At 72.3% G+C, this 23,600-nt stretch carries 23 protein-coding genes and 1 pseudogene; 15 read left to right on the top strand and 9 right to left on the bottom strand.

Annotation, left to right across the window (positions count from 1 at the left end; all coding sequences use genetic code 11):
* Nucleotides 1-48: 48 nt before the first annotated feature.
* From ABT297_RS15440 to meaB, 3 genes are read left to right on the top strand one after another with little or no spacing between them, the layout of a single operon-like run.
* Nucleotides 49-1,761 (top strand): methylmalonyl-CoA mutase subunit beta, encoded by a 1,713-nt coding sequence (locus ABT297_RS15440; RefSeq protein ID WP_350549234.1) that lies wholly within the window; start codon nt 49-51, stop codon nt 1,759-1,761.
* The gene (gene scpA / locus ABT297_RS15435; protein WP_502885572.1) at nt 1,647-3,905 is read left to right on the top strand and encodes a methylmalonyl-CoA mutase; all 2,259 of its coding nucleotides are present in this window, start codon (nt 1,647-1,649) and stop codon (nt 3,903-3,905) included. The genes ABT297_RS15440 and scpA overlap by 115 nt, the downstream gene beginning before the upstream one ends.
* Before the next feature lie 17 nt (nt 3,906-3,922).
* The gene (meaB, locus tag ABT297_RS15430) at nt 3,923-4,873 is read left to right on the top strand and encodes a methylmalonyl Co-A mutase-associated GTPase MeaB (protein ID WP_350549229.1); all 951 of its coding nucleotides are present in this window, start codon (nt 3,923-3,925) and stop codon (nt 4,871-4,873) included.
* A 28-nt stretch (nt 4,874-4,901) separates the two neighbouring features.
* On the opposite strand, the gene ABT297_RS15425 is transcribed toward meaB, so the two are convergent.
* A complete protein-coding gene (locus ABT297_RS15425) occupies nt 4,902-5,117 on the bottom strand; it encodes a ferredoxin (RefSeq protein WP_350549227.1) in 216 nt (71 codons plus the stop codon).
* Between the two features lie 462 nt (nt 5,118-5,579).
* On the opposite strand from ABT297_RS15425, the gene ABT297_RS15420 reads away from it, so the two are divergent.
* The 3 genes from ABT297_RS15420 to ABT297_RS15410 all read left to right on the top strand — a co-directional run bounded on the left by ABT297_RS15420 (nt 5,580) and on the right by ABT297_RS15410 (nt 9,420).
* Nucleotides 5,580-6,992: a condensation domain-containing protein gene (locus tag ABT297_RS15420; protein WP_350549225.1), complete on the top strand. Its 1,413-nt coding sequence runs from the start codon at nt 5,580-5,582 to the stop codon at nt 6,990-6,992.
* A gap of 78 nt (nt 6,993-7,070) precedes the next feature.
* Complete coding sequence (locus ABT297_RS15415; RefSeq protein WP_350549223.1) at nt 7,071-8,102, top strand: coiled-coil domain-containing protein; 1,032 nt, start codon at nt 7,071-7,073, stop codon at nt 8,100-8,102.
* 79 nt (nt 8,103-8,181) lie between these two features.
* Nucleotides 8,182-9,420 carry an SGNH/GDSL hydrolase family protein gene (locus ABT297_RS15410; protein WP_502885574.1) on the top strand — a complete coding sequence of 413 codons (1,239 nt, stop codon included), beginning with the start codon at nt 8,182-8,184 and terminating at the stop codon, nt 9,418-9,420.
* Between the two features lie 76 nt (nt 9,421-9,496).
* Here the strand turns inward: ABT297_RS15410 and ABT297_RS15405 are convergent, their stop codons facing one another.
* Nucleotides 9,497-10,078, bottom strand: a complete 582-nt coding sequence (locus ABT297_RS15405; RefSeq protein WP_350549219.1) for an ATP-dependent Clp protease proteolytic subunit — start codon at nt 10,076-10,078, stop codon at nt 9,497-9,499.
* A gap of 190 nt (nt 10,079-10,268) precedes the next feature.
* On the opposite strand from ABT297_RS15405, the gene ABT297_RS15400 reads away from it, so the two are divergent.
* Complete coding sequence (locus tag ABT297_RS15400) at nt 10,269-10,772, top strand: chemotaxis protein CheX (protein ID WP_350549217.1); 504 nt, start codon at nt 10,269-10,271, stop codon at nt 10,770-10,772.
* A gap of 11 nt (nt 10,773-10,783) precedes the next feature.
* On the opposite strand, the pseudogene ABT297_RS15395 reads toward ABT297_RS15400, so the two are convergent.
* A pseudogene (locus ABT297_RS15395) lies at nt 10,784-10,924 on the bottom strand (response regulator transcription factor); the annotation flags it as partial.
* Nucleotides 10,925-11,115: 191 nt separating this feature from the next.
* On the opposite strand from ABT297_RS15395, the gene ABT297_RS15390 reads away from it, so the two are divergent.
* Both ABT297_RS15390 and ABT297_RS15385 read left to right on the top strand, forming a co-directional pair.
* Nucleotides 11,116-12,378 (top strand): galactose-binding domain-containing protein, encoded by a 1,263-nt coding sequence (locus tag ABT297_RS15390; RefSeq protein WP_350549215.1) that lies wholly within the window; start codon nt 11,116-11,118, stop codon nt 12,376-12,378.
* A 46-nt stretch (nt 12,379-12,424) separates the two neighbouring features.
* The gene (locus ABT297_RS15385) at nt 12,425-12,766 is read left to right on the top strand and encodes a hypothetical protein (protein WP_350549213.1); all 342 of its coding nucleotides are present in this window, start codon (nt 12,425-12,427) and stop codon (nt 12,764-12,766) included.
* Between the two features lie 111 nt (nt 12,767-12,877).
* Here ABT297_RS15385 and ABT297_RS15380 read toward each other — a convergent pair whose 3' ends face one another.
* Nucleotides 12,878-13,465, bottom strand: coding sequence for a TetR/AcrR family transcriptional regulator (locus ABT297_RS15380; protein ID WP_350549211.1), 588 nt, complete (start codon nt 13,463-13,465; stop codon nt 12,878-12,880).
* A gap of 90 nt (nt 13,466-13,555) precedes the next feature.
* On the opposite strand from ABT297_RS15380, the gene ABT297_RS15375 reads away from it, so the two are divergent.
* The 5 genes from ABT297_RS15375 to ABT297_RS15355 all read left to right on the top strand — a co-directional run bounded on the left by ABT297_RS15375 (nt 13,556) and on the right by ABT297_RS15355 (nt 18,546).
* The gene (locus ABT297_RS15375; RefSeq protein WP_350549209.1) at nt 13,556-14,026 is read left to right on the top strand and encodes a MarR family winged helix-turn-helix transcriptional regulator; all 471 of its coding nucleotides are present in this window, start codon (nt 13,556-13,558) and stop codon (nt 14,024-14,026) included.
* Nucleotides 14,023-15,600: an MDR family MFS transporter gene (locus ABT297_RS15370; RefSeq protein WP_350549207.1), complete on the top strand. Its 1,578-nt coding sequence runs from the start codon at nt 14,023-14,025 to the stop codon at nt 15,598-15,600. The genes ABT297_RS15375 and ABT297_RS15370 overlap by 4 nt, the downstream gene beginning before the upstream one ends.
* A 113-nt stretch (nt 15,601-15,713) precedes the next feature.
* Entirely contained in the window at nt 15,714-16,478 is a 765-nt protein-coding gene (locus ABT297_RS15365; protein WP_350549205.1) for a phosphodiesterase, read from the top strand.
* A gap of 112 nt (nt 16,479-16,590) precedes the next feature.
* Nucleotides 16,591-17,049, top strand: a complete 459-nt coding sequence (locus ABT297_RS15360) for a hypothetical protein (protein WP_350549203.1) — start codon at nt 16,591-16,593, stop codon at nt 17,047-17,049.
* Between the two features lie 333 nt (nt 17,050-17,382).
* Nucleotides 17,383-18,546, top strand: coding sequence for a hypothetical protein (locus tag ABT297_RS15355; RefSeq protein WP_350549201.1), 1,164 nt, complete (start codon nt 17,383-17,385; stop codon nt 18,544-18,546).
* A gap of 225 nt (nt 18,547-18,771) precedes the next feature.
* Here ABT297_RS15355 and ABT297_RS15350 read toward each other — a convergent pair whose 3' ends face one another.
* Nucleotides 18,772-20,034, bottom strand: a complete 1,263-nt coding sequence (locus ABT297_RS15350; protein ID WP_350549199.1) for a hypothetical protein — start codon at nt 20,032-20,034, stop codon at nt 18,772-18,774.
* A complete protein-coding gene (locus ABT297_RS15345) occupies nt 20,034-20,510 on the bottom strand; it encodes a cupredoxin domain-containing protein (protein ID WP_350549197.1) in 477 nt (158 codons plus the stop codon). The genes ABT297_RS15350 and ABT297_RS15345 overlap by 1 nt, the downstream gene beginning before the upstream one ends.
* 87 nt (nt 20,511-20,597) lie before the next feature.
* Between ABT297_RS15345 and ABT297_RS15340 the strand changes: the two genes are divergently transcribed.
* Entirely contained in the window at nt 20,598-21,320 is a 723-nt protein-coding gene (locus tag ABT297_RS15340; RefSeq protein ID WP_350549195.1) for a copper resistance CopC family protein, read from the top strand.
* Nucleotides 21,321-21,471: 151 nt separating this feature from the next.
* Here the strand turns inward: ABT297_RS15340 and ABT297_RS15335 are convergent, their stop codons facing one another.
* The 3 genes from ABT297_RS15335 to ABT297_RS15325 form a co-directional block, all read right to left on the bottom strand.
* On the bottom strand, nt 21,472-21,834 hold the full coding sequence (locus tag ABT297_RS15335) for a hypothetical protein (protein ID WP_350549193.1): 363 nt from the start codon (nt 21,832-21,834) through the stop codon (nt 21,472-21,474).
* A 15-nt stretch (nt 21,835-21,849) separates the two neighbouring features.
* Nucleotides 21,850-22,635, bottom strand: a complete 786-nt coding sequence (locus ABT297_RS15330; protein ID WP_350549191.1) for a hypothetical protein — start codon at nt 22,633-22,635, stop codon at nt 21,850-21,852.
* Nucleotides 22,636-22,701: 66 nt separating this feature from the next.
* On the bottom strand, nt 22,702-23,592 hold the full coding sequence (locus tag ABT297_RS15325; RefSeq protein ID WP_350549189.1) for a hypothetical protein: 891 nt from the start codon (nt 23,590-23,592) through the stop codon (nt 22,702-22,704).
* Nucleotides 23,593-23,600: the final 8 nt, after the last annotated feature.

The raw sequence follows: 23,600 nt of genomic DNA, 5'->3' as shown, positions 1-23,600 counted from the left end.
TGTCACAAGCGTGGTCGCTCACCCGACACACACCAATAACATCCGTGCATGGGCGCCCTCGTGCAAGATCTAGAGCAGTGGCGGCGGCTCGCGCTGGGCGTGCTGCGCAAGTCCGGGCTGGCCGGCGAGGACACCCCGCCGGAGGCGGTCGGCGATCTGCTGTCGACCGAGACCTACGACGGGCTGCGCATCGCCCCGCTGTACACCGCCGAGGACCAGGCCCCGCCGCCCGGGCAGCCGGGGCAGGTGCCCTACGTGCGCGGCGGTGGCGACGCGGCCCGGCCGTGGGATGTGCGGCAGCGCCACGCCAACCCGGACCCGAAGGCGACCCGAGCGGCGGTCCTCGACGACCTCGAGAACGGGGCGACCTCGCTGTGGCTGGCCGGGATCGCGCCCGGCGACCTGGCCGAGGCGCTCGACGGGGTGTATCTGGACCTGGCCGCGGTGGTGCTGGACAACGGCGCGGACACGGTGGAGTCGGCGCGCGCGTTCCTGGCGCTGCCCGGCGAGGACAAGTCGGGCAACCTGGGCGCCGACCCGCTGGGCTGGTCGGCGCGGACCGGCGCGACCGCCGAAATGTCCGTGCTCGCGGTCCTGTCGAAGATCTCGCCCGTCGCGGTGGCCACCGTCGATGCCACGGTGTATCACGACGCCGGCGGCAGCGACGCCGAGGAGCTCGGCTACGCCACCGCGACCGGCGTGGCGTACCTGCGCGAACTGGTCGCCGCCGGGCTCAGCGCCGGCATGGCGCTCAAGCAGTTGGAGTTCCGCTTCGCGGCGACCGCCGACCAGTTCGCCACCATCGCGAAGCTGCGCGCCGCCCGGCGCGTCTGGTCCCGGGTCGCGCAGGTCTGCGACGTGCCGCACCTGGGCGCCCAGCGCCAGCACGCGGTGACCGGCGACCCGATGATGACGGCCCGCGACCCGTGGGGGAATCTCCTGCGCACCACCGTCGCGTGCTTCGCCGCCGGGGTGGGCGGCGCCGACGCGGTCACCGTGCAGCCCTTCGACGCGCGGCTCGGCCTGCCCGACGGGTTCTCCCGGCGGATCGCGCGCAACACCCAGTCGCTGCTCATCGAGGAGTCCGCGGTGGCCCGGGTGCTCGACCCGGCCGGCGGGTCCTGGTACGTGGAGTCGCTCACCGACGCCCTCGCGCACGCCGCGTGGGACGTGTTCACCGAGGTCGAGCGGGCCGGTGGGATGGCCGCGGCGCTGCGCGGCGGGATGGTCGCCGACCGGATCGAGGCGACCCGGCAGCGGCGCGCGGAGGACATCGCGCACCGGCGGCAGCCGATCACCGGAGTGTCGGAGTTTCCGGATCTCGCCGAGCGCCGCCCGGTCCGCGCCCCGGCACCGCCGCCACCCTCCGGAGGTCTACCCAGGATCTGGCACTCCGAGGGCTTCGAACGGCTGCGCGACGCCGCCGACGCCGCGGCGGCCCCCCCGTCGGTGCGCCTGGTGGCGCTCGGCTCGCCGGCCGCGCACTCCGCCCGCGTGTCCTTCGCCGGCAACCTGTTCGCGGCCGGCGGCGTGCGCCTGACCGACGCCCCGTCGTCGGTGGCCTGCATCTGCGGCTCCGACCGCTCGTACGCTGAGGAGGCCGCCGAAACCGCGCGGCGGCTGAAGGACGAGGGCGTGCGGAAGGTGTGGCTGGCCGGGAAGCCCGCCGGGTTCGACGGCGTCGACGCGTACCTCTACACCGGCTGCGACGCGCTCGCCGTGCTCCAGCAGACGCACCGAGACCTGGGAGTGGCGCCGTGATCCCCGACTTCTCCGAGGTGGCCCTCGGCACCCCGCGGGTGGAGACCGGCGTCCCGATCGGCGGGCCGGACGGCGCCGCCGAGGTCTGGCACACGCCCGAGGGCATCGACGTCAAGGGCTTCTACGGCGCCGACGACCTCGCCGGCGTGGACTTCCTGCACGGGCTTCCGGGGATCCCGCCGTACGTCCGCGGCCCCTACCCGACGATGTACACCACGCAGCCGTGGACGGTCCGGCAGTACGCCGGCTTCTCCACCGCCGAGGAGTCCAACGCGTTCTACCGCCGCAACCTGGCCGGCGGGCAGAAGGGCCTGTCGGTCGCCTTCGACCTGGCCACCCACCGCGGCTACGACTCCGACCACCCGCGCGTGGCCGGCGACGTGGGCATGGCCGGCGTCGCGATCGACTCGATCCTGGACATGCGCCGGCTGTTCGAGGGCATCCCGCTGGACCGCATGAGCGTGTCGATGACGATGAACGGCGCCGTCCTGCCGGTGCTGGCGCTGTACATCGTGGCCGCCGAGGAGCAGGGGGTGGCGCCGGAGCAGCTCTCCGGGACCATCCAGAACGACATCCTCAAGGAGTTCATGGTCCGCAACACCTACATCTACCCGCCCGAGCCCTCGATGCGGATCATCGGCGACATCTTCGGGTACACCTCGAGCCACATGCCGAAGTTCAACTCCATCTCGATCTCCGGCTACCACATCCAGGAGGCCGGGGCGACCGCCGATCTGGAGCTGGCGTACACGCTCGCCGACGGCGTGGAGTACCTGCGCGCCGGGCGCGCCGCCGGCCTCGACGTGGACACGTTCGCGCCGCGCCTGTCGTTCTTCTGGGCCATCGGCATGAACTTCTTCATGGAGGTCGCGAAGCTGCGCGCCGGCCGGCTGCTGTGGTCGCGGCTGGTCCGCGAGTTCGGGGCGAAGAACCCGAAGTCGCTGAGCCTGCGCACGCACTGCCAGACCTCCGGCTGGTCGCTGACCGCCCAGGACGTGTTCAACAACGTGGTGCGCACCTGCGTCGAGGCGATGGCGGCGACGCAGGGGCACACCCAGTCGCTGCACACCAACGCGCTGGACGAGGCCCTCGCCCTGCCGACCGACTTCTCGGCCCGCATCGCGCGCAACACCCAGCTGCTGCTGCAGCAGGAGTCCGGCACCACGCGGGTGATCGACCCGTGGGGCGGCAGCGCGTACGTCGAGCGGCTCACCCACGACCTCGCCCAGCGGGCGTGGGCGCACATCGAGGAGGTCGAGCGGGCCGGCGGCATGGCCCGCGCGATCGGCGAGGGCATCCCGAAGCTGCGCATCGAGGAGGCGGCGGCGCGCACCCAGGCCCGCATCGACTCGGGCCGCCAGCCGGTCATCGGCGTCAACAAGTACCGCGCCGACGCCGACGAGCCGATCGAGGTCCTCAAGGTCGACAACTCCGCCGTCCGCGCCTCGCAGATCGCCCGGCTCCAGCGGCTGCGGGCCGAGCGCGACCAGGCCGCCTGCGACGCGGCGCTCGAAGCGCTCACCGCGGGCGCGGCCGGCGACGGCAACCTGCTTGCGCTGTCGGTGGCCGCGGCCCGCGCGCAGGCCTCCGTCGGGGAGATCTCCGACGCGCTGGAGAAGGTCTTCGGGCGGCACACCGCGCAGATCCGTACCATCTCGGGCGTGTACCGCGACGAGGCTGCCGGCAACGAGCTTGTCGAAGGGGTGCGTGCCGCGACCGACGCGTTCGCCGAGGCCGAGGGGCGCCGCCCGCGGATCCTGGTGGCGAAGATGGGCCAGGACGGCCACGACCGCGGCCAGAAGGTGATCGCGACCGCCTTCGCCGACCTCGGCTTCGACGTCGACGTGGGCCCGCTGTTCTCCACGCCGGGCGAGGTGGCCCGCCAGGCGGTCGAGGCCGACGTGCACATCGTCGGGGTCAACTCGCTCGCCGCCGGGCACCTGACCCTGGTGCCGGCGCTGCGGGCGGAGCTGGCGGAGCTCGGCCGCGACGACATCCTCGTCGTGGTCGGCGGCGTCATCCCGCCGCAGGACCACGACGAGCTGCGCGCGGCCGGCGCCGCCGCGATCTTCGGCCCCGGCACCGTCATCGCCGCCGCCGCCCTGGACCTGCTGGAGGTGCTGCGATCCCGGTTGCAGCACTGAGCGACCTCGTCGAGGGCGTGCTGGGCGGTTCACGCGCCTGGATCGCCCGCGCGATCACGCTCGTCGAGTCCACCCGCGCCGACCACCGCGAGCGCGCCCAGGAGCTCCTCGGCGCGCTCGCCCCGCACGCCGGCCGGGCCCGGCGCGTGGGCGTCACCGGCGTGCCGGGCGTCGGCAAGTCCACGTTCATCGACGCCCTCGGCACCCTGCTCACCGGCGAGGGGCACCGCGTCGCCGTGCTCGCCGTCGACCCGTCCTCGACCCGGACCGGGGGCAGCATCCTCGGCGACAAGACGCGCATGACCCGCCTGGCCGCCGACCCGGCCGCGTTCGTGCGCCCGTCGCCGACGTCCGGCACGCTGGGCGGCGTCGCCCGGGCGACCCGCGAGGCGATGGTCGTGGTCGAGGCGGCCGGCTACGACGTGGTGCTCGTGGAGACCGTCGGCGTGGGCCAGTCCGAGACCGCGGTCGCCGACATGGTGGACACGTTCCTGCTGCTGGCCCTGGCGCGCACCGGCGACCAGCTGCAGGGCATCAAGAAGGGCGTGCTGGAGCTCGCCGACGTCATCGCGGTCAACAAGGCCGACGGCCCGCACGAGGCCGACGCCCGCTCCGCCGCCCGCGAGCTTGCCGGGGCGCTGCGCCTGCTGCGCACGGGCCGCGAGACCTGGCAGCCCCCGGTCGTCACGTGCAGCGGCCTCACCGGCGCCGGCCTGCCCGACCTGTGGGCGCAGCTGACCCGCCACCACGACACCCTCGAGGCCTCAGGTGCCCTGCGGACCAGGCGCGAGCGCCAGCAGCTCGGCTGGGTCTGGTCGATGACCCGCGACGCGCTGCTCGACGGCCTGCGCACCAGCCCCGCGGTCCGCGACCTGGCGCCGCGCGTCGAGCGGCAGGTGCTCGACGGCACGCTGACCCCGGTGCAGGCCGCGGAGGCCCTGCTGGTCGCCTATCGCGGCGGGTTCTAGGTCGACCCGTCCCGGACCGGTCCAGACCCTAGGCTTCGACCGTCTCGCCGGTCTCCAGGTCGACCACCGAGATCGCCTCCATCGGACACGATGCGACCGCGTCGAGCACGGCCTCGTCGGGCTCGACGTCCGGCGTGACGGGGTGTGATCGCCCCTCGGCCTCGTCGAGCTCGAACCGTCCGGGCGCGACGCCGACGCAGCTCCCCGAGCCGATGCACGTGTGGTTTACGGTGATCCGCCACATGCCGTACAACTTATCGAACTCTGTCGCACCCCAGATAAGTCGGGCGTTCCGCGCCGCGACTTAGAGCGACCGTCACTTGGCTGGCAGCGGCAGTCCGCCGAGCAAAGTCTCAGTGGTCATGCGTCCGACGCCCACAGTGCACGGGGTTCTCCGTGATCACGGAGCGAACGTGCTGCTTTTTGTGCATTTTTACTCCGTAATCACGGCGAACATGATGGTCGGGCGACGCGGATCGCAGGCACGGACCTGCGCCGCCCGAACTCGGCTTCTCGCGATGCCAAGCGCCAATTGACGGTCACTCTTATCCACGATATTGCATATTTTTGGGCGATGAGCCTGATTGCAGCAAGATTCGTACTGATCGTGAGTGGTTCTCGAATAGATCATTGAAAGTTTCGTATCGCGGTCGTAACCTGAGGGTCCTTCCACGTCAGGTGATGATCCAGAGGGTCGGTGAGTGTCGTGGACAGACACCCGAACACGATCGCGTTCCGCACCGACCGCACCGGCCGCGCCAGCGAGGGGCCGCTGATCTGGGCGCAGCTGGCGATCTGGGACGTGTTCCGCTGGCTGCCGCCGGAGGACACCACGCTCAACCTGCTCGTGAGCTGCCCGGTCCCGCCCGGCCGCGACCTGCCCGCGGTGCTCGACGCCCTGCGGCTTCTGGTGGAGCGGCACGACTCGCTGCACACGCTGTATCTCGACACGCCCGACGGCCCGATCCAGCGCGTCGCCGCCGCCGGCGAGATCGCGCTGCGGGTCCACGAGCTCGACGACCTCGGCGACGTCGGCCTGGAGGAGGCCGCGGCCGACCTCGGCGAGGCCTTACGCCGCCCGTGGTTCGACATCGGCGCCGACCTGCCGCTGCGCGCCGCGGTGCTGGTGCGCTCCGGCGAGCCCCTGCTGGTGCTGCTCGCCGCGAGCCACATGGCCGTCGACGGCTGGAGCTTCAACATCGTCCGCGGCGACCTGGCGAACCTGCTCGCCGACCCGCCCGTCACGGTCGAGCCCGGCCAGCAGCCGCTCGAGCGGGTCGAGTACGAGCGCTCCGCGATCGGCGGGCGCCGCGAGGCGAAGGCCCTCGCGTTCTGGGCCCGCCACCTGGAGAGCCTGCCGGCGAGCATGATCGTGCGGGTCGGCGACGGCACGCCCAACCTCGACTGGGGCCTCATCCAGTCCCCGGCGCTCGCCCTGGCCGCCAACTCCCTGGCCGCCCGCCACGGCGTGCCATCCGCGACGGTGCTGCTGGGCGCCACGACCCTGCAGCTGGCCGCGTATACCGGCGAGGACGAGGCCGCCCTGCGCATGATCGTGTCGACCCGCTTCCGAGCGGCCAGCCGCGGCCTGGTCGGCGCCTTCAACTCCAACGCCCTCTTCCGCCTCGACTGCGCCCGGGCGCGGCTGGACACCGAGACGGTCGACGGTTTCCTGCGGCGCTCGGCCGACGCGGCGCTCTCGGCGTACGCCCACTGCGAATACGACCCGCGCGCCCTCGACGCGCTGATCGCCGATGTCGCCGAGCGGCGGGGCATCGTGCCGGACGGCTACTGCTACTTCAACGACACGCGGTATGCCCTGCTGGACGCCGAGCCGCCGGCCCAGGTGCCGCAGGATGAGCTCGCCGAACGGGTGGCCGACCTGCTCCCGGCCACGAAGCTGCGCTCCCCGGTCATCGACCGCCTGCCCAAGCACGCGAACTTCTTCATGTTCCTGATGGACCTGGGCGAGACGGCCGAGCTGATGCTGTGCGTGGAGCACGGCTTCTTCGGCCGGCGTGGGCCGCTGGGCTTCCTGTCGGACCTGGAGCGCCTGATCGTGCGCTCCGCGGTCGACGAGACGGCGACGACGGCCGCGCTCCACGCCTCGGTCCGCTGACCCGCCGCTCGCGGCTGACGGCGCTCCCCGCCCCGAATTCGTCAACTCGCCCGGGCGGCGGCCGATGGGCCGGGCAGTATGTGGAGAACACCGTGGATCCTGGCCGTCATCTGCGCCCTGGCGATCCTGCTGACCCCCGCCGCGGCCATCGCCGCGCCCCCGTCCCCGGGCCCTGCCGAGGAGGGCTCGGCCGAGCTCACGCAGAGGCTCGACGCGGCCAACCGCGCGTACATCGACGCCCAGAACGCGCTCGGCGCCTCCCGGCAGCGCCAGGCCGCGTACGCCGCGCAGCAGGCCGACCTGGAGTCGCGGTACAACGCGATGCTCGCCGACACCCAGAAGATCTCGATCACGGCGTACCAGATGGGTGGCGGCCTGCGCGACGCCGCGGCCCTGCTCGACAGCCCTACCCCGGGCGTGTTCGCCGACCGGGTGAGCCTGCTCGAGCTCATCGCCCGCCGGCAGGGCGAGCGGCTGCGGGAGCTCTCCGGCGTCCGCGACCGGCTCGACGCGGCCAGGGCCGCCGTCGACGCCGAGGTCGCCAAGCAGCAGGAGCAGCTCGCGGTCATGGCCAAGCAGAAGGCCGAGGTCGAGGCGGCGCTCGCCACCGCGCGGATGCGGGAGGCGCAGCGCCTCCTCGACGCCGCGACGACGACCAGCGCCGGGACCCCCAACGTCGTCGCCGAGCCGGCCCCGCGCCACCCGGACGGGTCGTGGCCGGCCGAGACCTGCGGCGCCCCGGACCCGACCACGAAGGGCTGTCTGACCCCGCGCGCCCTGCACGCGCTGCAGCAGGTGCGGCGGGCCGGCTTCGGCCGCTTCGTGTCGTGCTGGCGCCCGCCGGGGGAGCCCTACGAGCACCCGAAGGGCCGCGCGTGCGACTTCGCCGCCGACCCGAAGGGCTTCGGCGGCGTCGCGGACGGGACGTCGAAGGAGTACGGCACCCAGCTGGCGACGTGGCTCGTGCGCAACGCCGAGCGTCTCGGCGTGATGTACGTGATCTGGTTCCGCCAGATCTGGACGCCGGCCGCCGGCTGGCACACCTACGAGAGCGGCAAGGGCGACCCGAGCAGCGACCACACCAACCACGTGCATATGTCCATCTATTGAACATATTGACGTTGATGGCGGGTCCGTGATCTGATCCGAAAGGTCTTCACATTCTGGATCGAGGAGACCGCCCGTGTCCGTGTTCCGTCGTGCCCTGCTGGTGGTGGCCCTCGTCGCCACCGGCGCGGTGGCCGTCCCAGCCGCCCCGGCCGCCGCCGCGTTGCCTACCGCCGCCGTCGCCCTGGGTGACAGCTTCATCAGCGGCGAGGGAGCCGGCGCCTACCAGCCGGTCGTCGACGTCAACGGGGCGGCGCAGGGCTTCCCCGGCTGGTCCGCGCCGAACAGCAACGCCTACTTCTGCCACCGCTCCGCCAATGCCTCGCTGCTGCAGGCGACCCTGCCCGGCATCCAGGACCGCTACAACCTCGCGTGCTCCGGCGGCCGCCCGGCCGACTTCACCGCCCCGTCGTCCGCCCGCGCCAAGGGCCGCTCGGTCGCCGCCCAGCTCGACCAGCTCCGCGCCGTCGGGCAGACCCACAACATCGACCTCGTGCTGGTCGGCCTCGGCTCGAACAACAGCTCGTTCACGTTCGGCGACGTGGCGGAGAAGTGCGCCAACCGCTTCATCGCCGATGCGTGGACCGGCTGGTGGGAGTTCTGGGCGTACCTCAACGGCCCCGTCGAGCAGTCCCCGTGCACCGCCGACGACCTGGCCACCGTCGCGCAGTTCGCCGCGGCCACCGCCGAGACGGTCGCGGCCGTGCGGCAGCTGCTCGTCACGCTGAACGAGATCGACGCCGACCACAAGCACCGCGTCGTGTTCCAGGACTACACCAACCCGCTTCCGTTCGACCTGGACCGCTCCTACTGGGAGGCCGACGGGCGCCAGGACGACCGGGACAAGTTCCGCGAGCTTGGCGCCGTGCGGTACGCGGCCGGCTGCCCCATCCACCGGGCGAGCCTGTCGGCCGGCCACCTCTTCTCGCAGGGCCTCGGCACGCTCGTGCAGAACGTGCGCAACACCCTGGCCGCCGAGTTCCCGAACGAGGACCTGGTGTTCCTGGACGTCCAGCACGCCTTCGACGGCGCCCGCCTGTGCGAGCGCCCCGGGAGCCCGGCCAACGCCCTGGCCACCCCGATCCGCCTGCAGGACGGCCCGAGCGGCACCTTCGTGACGAGCCTGTCGGGCAAGGACAAGATCGCCATTCAGCGCATCGCCAACACCTGCGTGTCGTACTTCCAGACCTGCCAGGAGTCGTGGCACCCGACCGCGGCGGGCCAGGCCGTGCTGGGCCGCTGCCTGTCCGCCGCCGCGGTCACGGGGGCCCGCGCGGTGACCTGCGCCCGCCAGCCCGACGGCACGATCGTTACGACCTGACCTCGTCCCGCGACCGCCGCCGGCCGCGCCGGGCGTACATCGCCCGGCGCGGCCGCGCGGGTAGCGGCGCTGCGGCTCAGCGCTGGACGATGGACGAGATCAGCCCGTACTCCATGGCGTCCTCGGCCGTCAGCACGCGGCCGGACTGCAGGTCGTCCTCCACACGGGAGCGCGGCCGGCCGGTGGCGGCGCAGATGCGCAGGATCAGGTCCTCCAGGTCGCGCAGGTAGCGGCCGGCCTCCGCCACCACCTGGTCGGCGGTGCCGCCCGGCGAGGACACCTTCGGCTCGGCCAGGCGAAACCGGGCGTGCGCGAACGCGGTGCGCTGGGCCGCGGCGCAGAACACGCCGAGGGCGGCCGCGCTCACCTCGCCGACCGCGGTCGCGTGGACGGGCGCCCGCAGCGCGTCGATCGCGTCGACCAGTGTCCAGACCGCGGCCAGGCTGCCCTGCTCGGCGCTCATGTGCACGCTGATCGGGTCGGCGCCGGAGGCGTCGAGGGCGAGCAGCGTCGCCGCGGCACGCGCGGCCATCTCGGGCTCGATCGGGCCGCGCAGGAACACCATGCGGCGGCCGAACAGCTGCTCGTCGAGCCAGGGTGTGTGCAGCGCCGGAGGCGGCGGCTCCTCGTCGGGGTGCCGGTCGTAGCGTGTGCGCATGAGCCGAACATAGGCGAGAACCCGCACCCGGGCCGCCCTCTGGGAGCGTATTCCGCTGCCGGCTGAACCACCGTCGAGCCGGGCGGGAGCGGCCCAAAACCGCCAAACCGGTCGCGTTGAAACTTCCGGCTGTCACGATGCGGGAAGGGGCACCGAGCGGCGGTGCCGTTGGCAGACGTCGGGAGCGGCCATGGCGGACGATTCCATCGCAGAGTCCGGCCTGTCGGACCGGGATCTCATCGAGATCGTCAACGAGGTCTGGGACGCGTACCTGCAGCAGCCGCCGGCCGCCCTGACCGACGCGCCGGCCGCGCCGGACCCGAAGGCGATCACCGCCTCGGTGTCGATCACCGGCGCCTGGGAGGGCCACGTGCGGGTGCTCGTACCGCCGATCGCGGCCGGCGACATCACCGCGATCATGCTGGCCATGGGCGCCGGGGAGATCAGCGACCGGGACGTCACCGACGCGATGGGCGAACTCGTCAACGTGGTCGGCGGCAACGTGAAGAACCGCGGCGCCCAGCCCGCCAAGCTGAGCCTGCCGGTCGTGGCCACGGGCAGGATGCTGTTCCCGGCCACACGCGAGACGCATCGCCTGGCGATCCGGTGGCAGGACGGCGAGCCGATCACGTTCAGCGTCCTGCACGTCGACCCGGACCGCGCCGTCCTGCCGGCCATCGCGAAGAACCGCTGACTCGCACGGAGCTACCGTCCGAGGCCCGCCTCGCGGGCCCGGACGATCGCCTCGGCCCGGTCGGCGACCCGGAGCTTCGCGAACACGTTCGATACGTTGTTGCGCACGGTCTTCTGCGACAGGAACAGCGCCTGCGCGATCTGGGCGTTGGAGCGCCCGGCTGTCCTGGGTGGCCGCCATCTTCACGACGCCGCGTGGCTGGCCGAGCCGCTTCGCGGTCGCCGTCGGCGAGCCTGGGGCACCGGGCTCAATTAAGCATTGAAATGTTTCGTTTATGTTGCGTATGATGACGCCGGCATCACTCTCCGCGATTGTCGCGCCCCTCGTGGGAAGGGGTACCACAGTGGTTCACTCCACCTCCGCGTCCCGGCCGCGCCGGGCCCGGCTCGCCGCGTTCGTCGCCGCCGTCGTCCTCGGCGCCGTCCTGCCGGTCGTCGCAGGCGCGGCCCCAGCGGCCGCGGACGGGGGCAACATCGCGCTCGGCCGTCCGATCGCCGCGGCCTCGGCCATGCCCTTCCCGGCGTCCTACGCCAACGATGGCAACCCGATGTCGTACTGGGAAGGTCCGCAGAACGCGTTCCCGCAGTACATCACGGTCGACCTCGGCGGCCCGCGCAACGTCTTCCGGGTCGTGCTGAGGCTGCCGCCGCAGCCGCAATCGCAGTGGCCGGCACGGACGCAGACGATCGCCGTGCGCGCGGGGGATATCGACCCCGTCACCGTCGTCGGGTCCAGGCCGTACACGTTCGACCCGGCCACCGGAAACGCCGTGACGATCGACTTCGCGCCCGGATACCGCCGCAAGATTCAGCTGGTCATCGACAGCAACTCTGGCTGGCCGGCGGCGCAGCTGTCGGAGTTCGAGGTGTACGAGGTCCCGCCGGACCCGCCATCGCCGCCGGAGCTGTCGCTCAGCCCGGGCGGCCTCACCTTCGGCGACGCCGCCGTCGGTGCGACGAGCGCGGCGCAGCCCGTCACGCTCCGCAACACCGGCGGCAGTCCCGCGACGCTCACCCCCGTCACGGTCACCGGCGACTTCCAGCGCGCCGGCGGCACCTGCGGCGCGACCCTGCCCGGCGCGAGTTCCTGCACCATCACGGTCGGGTTCAGACCCACCGCCACCGGTCCGCGGACCGGCACGCTGTCCGTGAACTCGTTGTCGATCCCGCTCTCCGGCACGGGAGTCACCCCACCGCCGCCCAACCTGGCCGCGGGGCGGCCGGTCTGGGCGGAATCCTCGGGCATGAGCCGCGCCGAGGACGCGGTCGACCGCAACCCGAACACCGCGTGGGAAAGCCGGGTGAACGCATTTCCGCAGCCCATCATGGTTGAGCTCGCCGCGAACTACCAGGTGTCGCGAGTGGTGCTCAAGCTCCCGCCCGGGTGGCTGGCGCGGTCCCAGACGATCATGGTCATGACCTCGCTCACCACCGACCCGTGGACCACGGTTGCCGACACCAGGTCGTACACGTTCGCTCCGGCCACCGCGAACACGGTGACGATCACGTTCCCGCCGACCATCGCGAGATACGTGCAGCTCGTCTTCTTCGGCAACACCATGTCGCCGGTGGCCCAACTCGGCGAGTTCGAGGTCTACCCCGTGTAGCGTGTCACGTTGCCTGCATCGCCTCGAGGATCGAGGAGTACCGTCGGTGATCGGTGCTCAGCCGTTCGCGGAACTGGTTACGCGGATTATTGCCATCGCGCCGCGCGAGCGAGAGTTTGGTGCTGACGCGGTGGGCGATGTGGTTGGCGCGTTTGATCAAGGCGAGGCTGAAAGTGTGGCACGTCTCCTGGCGCTGACGGCATCCGTCGAGCCCGAATCGGACGCGCGTGAAGCGCAACTGAATGCGATTGTAGAAATCATTGAGCACTTCGATCTGACCGCTGAAGTGCTCGCTCCGTTGCGCGCGATAAGGATCGACGAGCTCGATGATCAGCAACGGGAATATCTACGGGATTTGTCCGAAGAGGTCCCTGGGCTCTTCGCGTGAACGCCCCTGTGGGACTGGAGTTGGTCAACTCGGGGCCTGCCGATAGCTGATCCGTAACGCAATCCGCACGGTCCGCGGCCTGGCTGGGGCGGCGCCGCGCGCCTCCTCGGTTCAGTGGAACGCGGCGCCCATCTCGGTCAGGGCCTCGCGCATGACGTCGGCGAGTTGGGTGCCCGGCGGGCGGTCCAGCCAGTCCTGCACCGCCACGCGCATCGAGGCCAGGAAGGCCGCGGCCATCAGGCGGGCCCGCACCGGGCACTGCGCGGACCACGGCGCCCGGGAGCTGATCTCCGCGGTCAGCTCGTCCTCCATCGAGGCGTACGTCGAGACCTGCTGCGCCGCCAGCGCCGGGTGCCGGCGCACCATCCGGACCTGTGTCACCCAGCGTGGATCGCGCGCGCCCAGGCGCTGCTGCACCTCCAGCGCGGCGCCCGTCAGCGCGGCCCAGGGCGGCTCGGCGGCCGGGCGGTCCCGGACGGCGTCGACCAGCAGGCGAATGCGCAGCTGGTCGCCGTACAGCAGCGCCTCCTCCTTGCTCGCGAAGTAGTTCGAGAACGTCCGGCGCGACACCTCGGCCGCGTCCGCGATCGCCTCCACGGTGACCTTGTCCAGGCCGTGCTCAATCGACAGCGCCACGGCGGCCTCGTGCAGGGCCTGCCGGGTGGCGCTCTTCTTGCGTTCTCGCAGGCCGGCCCCCACGTCTTGATGTTACCTAATTCTCATTGAGCAAACTTGCGCACTAGGCAAGTTTTTTGGATGCTTGTGCCAGGCAAGTATTCGGGAGGGCCGGTGGAGCATGTCGACGCGCTGCGCGACGAGGTGCGCGAGCTCATGAAGGTCGTGCGCCTGGTGAAGCAGCAGTACCAGCACGACAACGAGGCGCTCGCGCCCGGCGTCGCCGGCATGCTCGCCGTCATCGAGCGGCTCGCCGGCGGCTGTCGTCTCAAGGAGCTCGCCGCCGCCTGCGCGCTCGACCAGTCGACGACCAGCCGGGCGGTCAGCGTGCTCGTCCAGGACGGCCTGGTACGCCGGGTCGCCGACCCGCGCGACGGCCGGGCCAGCTTCCTGGAGCTCACCGACGCCGGGCGCGACATCCTGCGGCGCTCCAACGACTGGTACTCCACCCTGCTCGCCGCCGCTCTGAGCGACTGGAGCCGCGCCGACGTCGAGCTCCTCGGCACGCTGCTGTGCCGCTTCCGCGGCTCCCTCAACGCGCAGTTCGCTACGACCAACCGCAACACCCTGGAGGCAACACGATGAGTCAGACGCAGACCGAGGAGCCGATGACCCATCGGCAAGTCCTGGAGGCGCTGAGCGGCCTGTTGCTCGCCCTCTTCGTCGCGATGGTGAGCTCCACGATCGTCTCAACCGCGCTGCCGAAGATCATCGGCGCGCTCAACGGCACGCAGACGCAGTACACCTGGGTCGTCACCGCCACCCTGCTCACCGCGACCGCGACGACCCCGATCTGGGGCAAGCTCGCCGACCTGTACAACAAGAAGGTCCTCGTCCAGGTCTCGATCGTGATCTTCGTGCTGGGCTCGATGCTCAGCGGCCTCGCGCAGAACACCGGGGAGCTCATCGCCGCCCGTGCCTTCCAGGGCATCGGCGTCGGCGGCCTGCAGGCGCTGGTCCAGGTCGTGATCGCGGCGATGATCTCGCCCCGGGAACGCGGCCGGTACAACGGCTATCTCGGCGGCGTGATGGCGGTGGCCACCGTGGGCGGGCCGCTGCTCGGCGGCGTGATCGTCGACACCTCGTGGCTGGGCTGGCGCTGGTGCTTCTTCGTGGGTGTGCCGGTGGCCGTCATCGCCCTCGTGGTACTCCAGAAGACCCTGCACCTGGTCACGATCAAGCGGGACAACGTCAAGATCGACTACCTGGGCGCGGGCCTCATCGCCGTCGGCGTCAGCGTGCTGCTGATCTGGGTGTCGTTCGTCGGCGGCTCGTTCGCGTGGCTGTCCTGGCAGAGCGCGGTCATGGTGGCCGCGGGGCTGGTGCTGCTCGCGCTGGCCGTGTGGGTCGAGTCCCGCGCCGCCGAGCCGGTCGTGCCGCTGGACATCGTCAAGCAGCGGACCACCGCGCTGTCGATCGTGGCGAGCCTCGCGGTCGGCATGGCGATGTTCGGCGGCGCGGTCTTCCTCGGCCAGTACTTCCAGATCGGCCGCGGCTACACGCCCACCGAGGCCGGCCTGCTCACCATCCCGCTCATGGCGGGCGTGCTGATCTCCTCGATCGTGGTCGGGCAGCTCATCACCCGGACCGGGCGGATCAAGCCGTACATCGTCGCCGGCACCATCGTCCTCGTCGCCGGCTTCGCGGCCCTGTCCACCATCGACCACGAGACCTCGCTGGTCTTCGTCAGCGGCGCCATGCTGTTGATCGGCGTCGGCGTGGGCATGTCCATGCAGAACCTGGTGCTGGCGGTGCAGAACAGCGTGCCGCTCAAGGACATCGGCGCGGCCAGCTCTACGGTGGCGTTCTTCCGCTCGCTCGGCGGCACCATCGGCGTCTCGGTTCTCGGTGCGATCCTGGCCCGCCGGGTGACGAGCAACATCACGGAGTCGCTCGCCGCGGCCGGCGTGCACGCCCCGGCCGGCGGCGGCAAGACCAGCAACCTCAACCTCAACGCGCTGCCCGAGGCGATGCGGCACATCGTCCGCGCCGCGTACGGCGACGCCACCGGCCACATCTTCCTCGTCTCCGCGTGCATCGCGGTGGTGGGCGTGATCGCGGCGCTGCTGATGCGCCCGGCGATGCTGCGCAGCACGCTGGACCTCTCGGCCGCCAAGACGACCGAGGCGACCGACAAGCCGGTGGGTGTTTCACGCTAAATACTGATAAGTCCGATCTGTTCGGCGCTTCGCGCCGATCCTGGACACGGGCGGGGCGGCTCACCCACCGGAGCCGCCCCGCCCGGCCACTTTCGCGGCGCAGAATGACGGGCATGCCCCTCATCGCGCACCTCAGCGATCCACACATCACCACCGGCGCGCTGGCCGCGGAGCCGGCCGCCGGGCTGTACCGGGCGCTGACCCGCGTGCTCGCGCTGGAGCCGCAGCCCGACTGCGTCGTCGTCACCGGGGACCTCGTCGACCGCGGCCGCGGTGGGGAGTACGAGGTGCTCCAGGAGCTGATCGGGCGCTATCCCGTCCCGGTACACCTCGTCACGGGCAACCACGACGGCAAGGCCGCGCTCCAGCAGTCGTTCGGGCTGGCCGAGACCTTCTACGCCGCGGAGTACGAAGAGTTCACGATCGTCGTCCTCGACTCCCTGCGGCCCGAGCTCGGCGACGCCGGCCTGCTCGGCGACGAGCAGCTCGCCTGGCTCGACGACACGCTCGGCCGCCGCTCGCAGGTGCCGGCGTTCGTCTGCCTGCACCACCCGCCGATCCGGGTCGGCATCCCCGGCATGGACGCCATCCGGCTCGTCGACGGGCCCGCGCTCGCCGAGGTCGTGCGGCGGCACCCGCACGTCGTCCGGGTGCTCGCCGGGCACCTGCACCGCGTGGTCACCGCGGGGTTCGCGGGCACGGTGCTCAGCGTCGCGCCCAGCACGTACCGGGCCGTGGACCTCGGCCTGCGCGAGGACCGCCCGGTGAGCTTCGTGGCCGAGCCGACCGGGTTTCTGCTGCACCGGCTCGAGGGCGCCGAGTGCGTGACGCACCTGGTCCCGGTCAGTCACACGGGGGCGCCGGTCATCGCCTATTGAGTCTGATCCGCCGATGTCCGCGTGGCACGTTTCCGGGATTTGGCGCTGTACGGGGCCCCGTACCTTGAATGCAGCACCCCCGAGCTGACATGCATCCGAGAGGACCACCCCCATGAGCGAGTACGGCGAGATCGAGATGGGCCACGAGCACGGCTCGCTGGAGGAGGCGCACGCGGGCTTGGGCGCCTCGCAGGACTACCAGTCGCAGTACGGCATCCTCGAGCACGACCACCGCAGCATCGAGCACGAAGCGTTCGAGAACGTCAAGCACATCGAGTACACCGACGCGGCCGGCAACCACTACCAGATCACCGAGTACACGCGCTACGAGCGCACGGAGATCGAGGAGGACCACACCTTCGCCGCGTACGGCCAGGAGAGCTTCGGCGAGTCGGGCTTCGGCGCGGCCGAGAACGACTCCGTCGGCTTCGGCGAGGTGGGCTTCGGCCAGGTGCACAGCTTCGGCGCCACGTCGGTGCTCGCGGGCCTGGAGGGCATCACCTCCCACTTCGAGAACTTCCTCGGCTCGGGCTCCCACAACGACAACGAGATCAACGACGCCAGCGCGTGACCAACTCCTCTCGGGGCGGTGAGATCACACTCACGACGCCGGTCGGCGGCCAACCCGCTGACCGGCGTCGTGTCGCGTCCGGGCCCTTTGTCAAGCCTTTTCCGGGCCGGAAATCGGCGGCGCGCCGCCCGGAAACCCCGCACACTGCATCGGCATGAGGGGTACGGAGCGAAGCGGAGTGGCCGCTCACAATAAACGCAGGTTCAGGTCATGCCGCCGCCGGAGCGAAGCGGAGGTCTCGGGCATGAGGGGTACGGAGCGAAGCGGAGTGGCCGCTCATAATAAACGCAGGTTCAGGTCATGCCGCCGCCGTAGCGAAGCGGAGGTCTCGGCATGACCATTGAGGACGACTGGCACTACCTGCCCACCCGGACCCGGGCCGGCGCGCTGCAGCGCGGCCTCGGACGGGGTGCCGTGCGGGCGGGGCGGGACCCGGCCGCCCCGGACCTGGTGTACGCCTGCATCCGCCGCGACCACCGCTGGCTGCCGCTGGACGAGCGCGGCGTCTACCTGGCGCGGCTGGTCCGGGACCTGGAGCTGCCGACCGGCCCGATCATCGCCCGGCTCTTCACCGCCACTGACGAGACCGGCGAGTTCTCCCACGTCCTGCGGGTCGCGGAGGCGCTGGGCCGCGCCGGGTCCGAGGGGGTCGTCGAGAGTCTGCGGCGGTACGTCCACATCGGCCCCTACTGGCGCGAAGCGCTCGCCGTGATCGCGAATGCCTGGCCGGCCAACTGGTGGGACGACCTGCTCCCCGCGGCGGCCGATCGCCTGGCCTGCGCGCAAGCCTCCCGAGGCGCCCAAGGCCCTCCGCACCTGCCCCCGGGCCCGCCCTGGAGCGACTGGGCCGCCCGCGACGAGCGCGTCCGCGCCGCACTCTCCGCCGGTCTGTCAGCCGGCCCCGAGGCCGTGCGCGGCCTCGGCGAGCTCCTCGAGGAGGCCGACGGCATCGACGACGCGGCCCGGGAGTGCCTCGCGGGGCCGGTGGCCGACGCCCTGCCCGCGGCGCGCGGGGTGGCCGCCGATCCCGGCTCCGGCCCGTACTGGCAGAGCCTGTGCGTCCTGGCCGAGCACGGCGACGAGTCCGACGGCCCTGCGCTGCTCGCCGGCCTCGACTGGCTCGACCGGCGGCCGGACGACATGTGCGGGTACGACCGGCTCGTCGACGGCCTGGCCCGGGTCGGCGGCGCCGCCGCACGGCAGGCGCTGCCGCGGATCCGGTCGCTGTGGTTCAGCCCCCACTCGTACGAGCGGGCCACCTACCTGCGCGCCCGCATGACGCTGGAACCCGACGCGGACGCGTGCGCGGGCGCCCTGACCGAGGGCCTGTGGGACTGCGAGGCCGACGTGCGCCTGCTCGCGGTGCGGCACGTCCCGCTGGACGAGAAGCTCGAGCGGCGCATGGCGTATCTGCGCGACGACCCGATCGAGACCCCGCAGGTGCGCGCCGCCGCGGCCGAGCGCCTCGCGCTGGAGGCTGCCGTCGGCGGGCCATGAGCGTGGCTGCGGCCGGCTGTCGCGCGGGCGACACATCGGCGCAAGCGAGCGCCAAGTCTCTGCCAAGCCCTGTCGCCGATGCTGTTCTCAGCACCGCTTGAAGGGATCGCGAGATCCTCGAACCACCTATCTCGAGAACACGGTCTCGATACACATATATGAGCCGGCGGGCGGCACTCCTCCCTCGTGCCGCCCGCCTTCTCGCGCTCCCGCCGGGTGCCGGCCTCAGCCGGCGAACAGCAGGAACAGGCCCGCCACCGTGTACACCACCATGAGCCCCAGCAGCGGCAGCTGTCCGGTGACCGCCTGCGCGCGGGGGAACATCCGCAGGGCGCGGTCGTGGGCGAGCACCGTGCCGACCAGGTGGCCGAGCACGATCACCGTCACCTGCAGGTTGGCGACGCCGGTCGGGGTGATGATCCCGCTGTACACCTCGAAGTCCTCGGCACCGAACAGCAGCGCGACCGTGCGCTGGCCCTCCAGGACGAACAGCGACCAGTAGTGCGCGATCACGTAGCCGACCGCGATCGGCACGATCGAGTGGGCGAGCTCGCCCGGCGCGCGGTCCGCCGAGGCGCGCCCGCGGCGGCCGGCGGCCCGGGTGGCGGTCCGGTACGCCGCGGCCACCGCCCCGATGACCGCCAGCAGGCCCAGCGTGCCGGTGACCGGCGCGGGCAGGCCGCTCTCCTGGGTGAAGCGCAGCCAGAACAGGGCGCCGGACATGGCGTCGTAGAACGTCGCGCCTAGCAGGACCGCGAGGACGGCGACGAGGCCGGGCGCGGCGGTCAGGCCGGCGATGCCGTCGAGCGGGTTGCGCCACACGAGCGCGCCGTCGGGACGGCGGCCGACGATCGCGAGCCGGCCGACGAGGTCGCCGAGCACCTCGAACGCGTCGCCGCGATCGAACCAGGCGGTGCCGTAGACGAGGCCGCCGGCCAGCATCGCCGCCGCGTAGACGGCCAGCCACGCGCCGAACACCGGCAGCGTGGCACGGTCGGGCGCGGCGAGCTCGAGCCAGGCGAAGGCGAACAGGCCCGCGGCGGCCGGCCAGTACCCGAGCCCGGCGGGCAGCGGGCGGCCGCCGTCGCGCCGGATCAGGGCCACGATCGCGCGCAGCGGGTTGAGCCTGCGCCAGACCGGGCCCAGCAGCAGCGACAGCGGGACCAGCCCGACCCAGAACAGGACGTACACCAGGCCGGCGGCGGGGTTGTGCTCGTCGTCGGGCTTCGTGAACTGCACCAGCAGTACCGCGGCGAGCAGGATACCCGCGACGCGCAGGGGCCAGGCGAGACCACCGGCCGCCCTCGACAGCCACGCGGGCACGGGGCGGCCCGCGCCGGGGTCGAGGCGCGGCTCCCGCCAGGCCACGCCCAGCACCACGAACGACACCACGAGCGCGAGCGCCGCACCGACCGCCAGCTGCGCCGGGGTCAGCGGCAGGTCCTGCCGCCCGCCGACGCCGTGGGCGAGCACGTCCGCCGGGCCCATCAGCGCACCACGAGCTGGAACAGCACGAGGTGCGACTTGTGTGTCTCGACCTCGAACAGGCCGGTGCGGTCGGCGGTGAGCGTGATCGAGCCCGGCTGGCCGGCGGCGAGGGCGAGCTCGGTGTTGTAGCCGTGGACGTGCAGCTGGTCGGCCTCGTCGCTGGTCACCGTGATGCGCACGACGTCACCCCGGGCGACCTCGACGCGTCCGGCCGGCGGGTTGGCCCGGCGCTTGGCGATGGTGTACACGAGGTCCTTGTTCACGGCCTGCGGCGGCGACGGCACCGGCGAGCCGGTGGCGGCCGGCGTCGACGGCGCGTCGGATCCTGGGCCCGCGGCGGGGGCGGACGTCTGCGGCGCCGCGGCGGCGGTGGTCGGCGCGGCGGCGGGGGAGGGGTCGTCGCCGCACGCGGCGGCGAAGGCGAGCAGCGCGGCCAGCACGAGGCCGGCGCGGGCGGTCGGTCGGGCGTTGGACAACGGTCGGTCTCCCGTCGGCGGCGGGGTTTGTCAGGGCTGTGAATTTAGCCGCTTGTCGCGTACTGCGGAACCCGCCATCATGGGTCGATGCGTTTGCCGCTGCGCGGATTGGCCGTCCTGGCGGTAGTCGCCGCCCTGTTGCTGCCGGCGTCCCCGGCCGCGGCGCACGGCCAGCTCGCCATGTCCGATCCGGTCGCCGACAGCACGGTGAGCCAGCCCAGGGACGATCTGACGCTGTACTTCACGGAGACGCCCGCCTCGTACGCGTGGTTCACCGTCACCACGCCGTCCGGTCGGCGCGTCGAGGGCGCGTGGCGGACGGGCCAGCCGAAGCGCCTCGACAAGCCGGTCCAGGAGTACAACCTGGTCGACGGCAAGTTCGAGCCGCGCGTGTTCAACACCGGCTACCCGGCGGTCATCGACGTCTCGCACTGGCCGGAGCAGGGCGTGTACACGGCGGCGTACCAGTCCGTGGCCTCGGACGGCGAGCCGGTCAAGGGCACGCTGAAGTTCACGTACTCGGGCCCGGTCACCCAGCCCCCGCCCGGCTGGACCGCCCCGACCTCGGGCCCGCCGGCGGCGCTGTCCGGCGCGACCGCGGCGCCCACCTCGACGCCCGGTTTGCTCCCGGACGTCGGCACGGCGCCGGCGGCGCCACGCGCGGCTCCGCAGACCCCGTTCGTGCTCACCGACTGGCTGATCCCGGCCGCGATCATCGCGGGCGTCGCCTTCATGATCGTGGCCGCGGCCAGGCGCGCTCCGGTGGCATCACCCAAGAAGAAGCGCCGCCGGGTGCCCGTGCGCGGCTGAGAACGAGATCCGATAAGAGCGACCGCCAATCGGCTGGCAGCCGCAGCCCGCGCGCCCGGCGTCCACGGTGCGCGGGGCTCTCCATGATCACGGAGCGAACGTGCTGCTCCGTGTGCACTTTTGCTCCGTGATCACGGAGAATGGAGAACTGCTACTTCGGTGTGCCGCACGTGGACTGGATGCGCTGGGTCAGACGGTCGGCGAAGGCCGGCTCGCCGGTCAACCGCCGCTGGAAGTCGTCCACCTGGCCGTCGGTCAGGTCCGTGTAGATCGGCCGCGACGCGTACGCGGACGCCATCGCCGACGGGTCGGTGTACACCTGCGACTGCACCGAGCACAGGTGCGCGGCCGTCGCGTCCAGGAAGATCGTCTCGCGGCGGTCCTGGGTGAGCGAGGCCGCCGGGGCCGGCGTCTTGATCTCCTGCGTGGCCGTGTCCGAGGACCCGCCGCAGGCGGAGACCCCCGCCGCGAGGGCGAGCGCGGCCAGGACGAGCGGGGCGCGGGAGCGGATCATGGGGTACCTGCCTCGCTACGAGACGACGAGCGTGAGGTCGTTGGTGTCGGTGGTGGTGCCGTACGTGAGCTTGACCGTGAGCTTGTAGGTGCCGGCGGCCACGCCGGTGGCGTCGAACCTGACCGCGGCGAAGTCGTCGGTGCCGACGGCCAGGCCAGCGCCCTTGTTCAGGGCGGTGTGGGCGCGCTCGCCCGGGTAGGTCACGACCAGCCCGGCGGGACCGCCGGAGACCGTGATCCGCAGGTCGTCGACGCCGGACTTACGCGACTGGAAGACCAGCTGGGACCAGATCGGGGTGGCCCTGGGCACGGTGACGCTCGAGGTCTTCTGCACCACGGCGTCGCCGGTGGCGGACACGACCGGCAGGGTCGCGGTGACGGAGCCGGAGTATGCGATGCCGGTGCAGGACGCCGCCCCGCCGGCCTTCGCGGTGTAGGAGTAGTCGAGCTTCAGCGGGACCAGCGCGAGCAGGTTGGACGTGGACAGCGACACGTTGAACGCGGCGTAGTCGAGGCGGCCCTTGTCCAGCGAGTCGCCCCTGGACAGCGACGAGTGGGTCGCGGTGTTGGCCGGGTACTTCACCGTGACCCCGGTGCCGCTCGCCGTGACCCTGACGTTGCAGACGTCGTCCGTGGCGGCCCACATGGTGCTGACCCAGCCCGTCTGGCCCGGCAGCATGGGCGCCAGGACCGGCACGACCAGCCCGAGGCCGGGCGTTGCCGCGGACGCCGGTGCCGCCGCGGGCAGGACGGCGGCCGCGCCGGCGGCGCAGGCGACGACGATGGAGGCGGTACGGCGCATCGGCGAGGTCCTTCCAGGGTGTCTTGTGTCGCCATGGCTGATCGGCGACGGGGCGGGCGTGTTGAGCTACCCGGTGAGCGCGATCCAGGTGTCGTACTGGTGCACCGCGATTCCCGCGAACGCCGGGTACCGCTGCGCCGCCGAGCCCACCGCCGCCAGGGTCCGGTGCAGGTGGGAGGCCGTCTCGCCGTGGAAGCTGCAGTACCCGCAGTCGCCGAGCGGCTGGGTCTCCGCGCCCAGCCGGAGCGGCTTCGCGACCCGCCCGGCCCGCCGCAGCAGGTCGTCGGCGACCCCGATGATCGAGTTGTCGCCCGTGGCCGTGTTGCGATAGCTCATCACCGTGACGGCGTCCACCCGGGCCAGCACCGCGTCGGCGAGGTTCCCGCCATCGGCGAGCGGCACCGTGGCCAGCCAGAACGGCACGTCCACCTCCAGTGGCAGGTCGACGGCGGCGGTGACCTCGTCGAGCAGCGCGAGATAGTGCCGTACCGGATCGGCTTGGTCCGAAGCCCAGGACGGCAGCAGGTAGGGCTCCACGTCGAGGTGCAGCCCGCGGAACAGGCCCGTGGCCGCGGCGCCCCGGGCCCAGGCCAGCGCGGCCGCGTGGTCGGTGGTCCAGGCCGGCTCGCCGCCGAGCGCGTCGAGCACGATCCCGGCCGCGTCGCACAGCTGTCGCAGCCGGCTCAGGCGGTCCAGGTCGGCCGGGCCGGCCGGGCCGGCCTTCGGGTCGTAGTACGCGAACAGGGTCCGCACGCCGTTGGCCACCGCCCAGTCCACGACCGGCCGCGGCTCCTGCTGCCGCCACAGCCACATCGCGCGGGTGCCCGGCGGCGCCACCGACGTCTCCGGCGCCAGCGGCGGCAGGCGCAGCGGGGCCGTGCCGCCCATGGCGACCAGCACGATCGCCACGAGCGGCACGCACAGCGCGGTCTGGGCCGAGTCGCGCCAGCGCCGCATACCCGCCC

This window comes from Dactylosporangium sp. NPDC000555 (assembly GCF_040300025.1).
Lineage (GTDB): Bacteria > Actinomycetota > Actinomycetes > Mycobacteriales > Micromonosporaceae > Dactylosporangium.
The sequence above is the reverse complement of the archived record's forward strand: the minus strand, read 5'-3'. Positions and strand labels throughout refer to the sequence as shown.

Excerpts from the sequence above, each read along its gene's own strand:
- ABT297_RS15360 (WP_350549203.1), top strand. The coding sequence starts at position 16,591 with ATGAGCGAGTACGGCGAGATCGAGATGGGCCACGAGCACGGCTCGCTG.
- ABT297_RS15405 (WP_350549219.1), bottom strand. The coding sequence starts at position 10,078 with ATGCGCACACGCTACGACCGGCACCCCGACGAGGAGCCGCCGCCTCCG.
- ABT297_RS15335 (WP_350549193.1), bottom strand. The coding sequence starts at position 21,834 with ATGATCCGCTCCCGCGCCCCGCTCGTCCTGGCCGCGCTCGCCCTCGCG.
- ABT297_RS15355 (WP_350549201.1), top strand. The coding sequence starts at position 17,383 with ATGACCATTGAGGACGACTGGCACTACCTGCCCACCCGGACCCGGGCC.
- ABT297_RS15325 (WP_350549189.1), bottom strand. The coding sequence starts at position 23,592 with ATGCGGCGCTGGCGCGACTCGGCCCAGACCGCGCTGTGCGTGCCGCTC.
- ABT297_RS15400 (WP_350549217.1), top strand. The coding sequence starts at position 10,269 with ATGGCGGACGATTCCATCGCAGAGTCCGGCCTGTCGGACCGGGATCTC.
- ABT297_RS15350 (WP_350549199.1), bottom strand. The coding sequence starts at position 20,034 with ATGGGCCCGGCGGACGTGCTCGCCCACGGCGTCGGCGGGCGGCAGGAC.
- ABT297_RS15440 (WP_350549234.1), top strand. The coding sequence starts at position 49 with ATGGGCGCCCTCGTGCAAGATCTAGAGCAGTGGCGGCGGCTCGCGCTG.
- ABT297_RS15425 (WP_350549227.1), bottom strand. The coding sequence starts at position 5,117 with ATGTGGCGGATCACCGTAAACCACACGTGCATCGGCTCGGGGAGCTGC.
- ABT297_RS15370 (WP_350549207.1), top strand. The coding sequence starts at position 14,023 with ATGAGTCAGACGCAGACCGAGGAGCCGATGACCCATCGGCAAGTCCTG.
- ABT297_RS15330 (WP_350549191.1), bottom strand. The coding sequence starts at position 22,635 with ATGCGCCGTACCGCCTCCATCGTCGTCGCCTGCGCCGCCGGCGCGGCC.
- ABT297_RS15340 (WP_350549195.1), top strand. The coding sequence starts at position 20,598 with ATGCGTTTGCCGCTGCGCGGATTGGCCGTCCTGGCGGTAGTCGCCGCC.
- ABT297_RS15415 (WP_350549223.1), top strand. The coding sequence starts at position 7,071 with ATGTGGAGAACACCGTGGATCCTGGCCGTCATCTGCGCCCTGGCGATC.
- ABT297_RS15365 (WP_350549205.1), top strand. The coding sequence starts at position 15,714 with ATGCCCCTCATCGCGCACCTCAGCGATCCACACATCACCACCGGCGCG.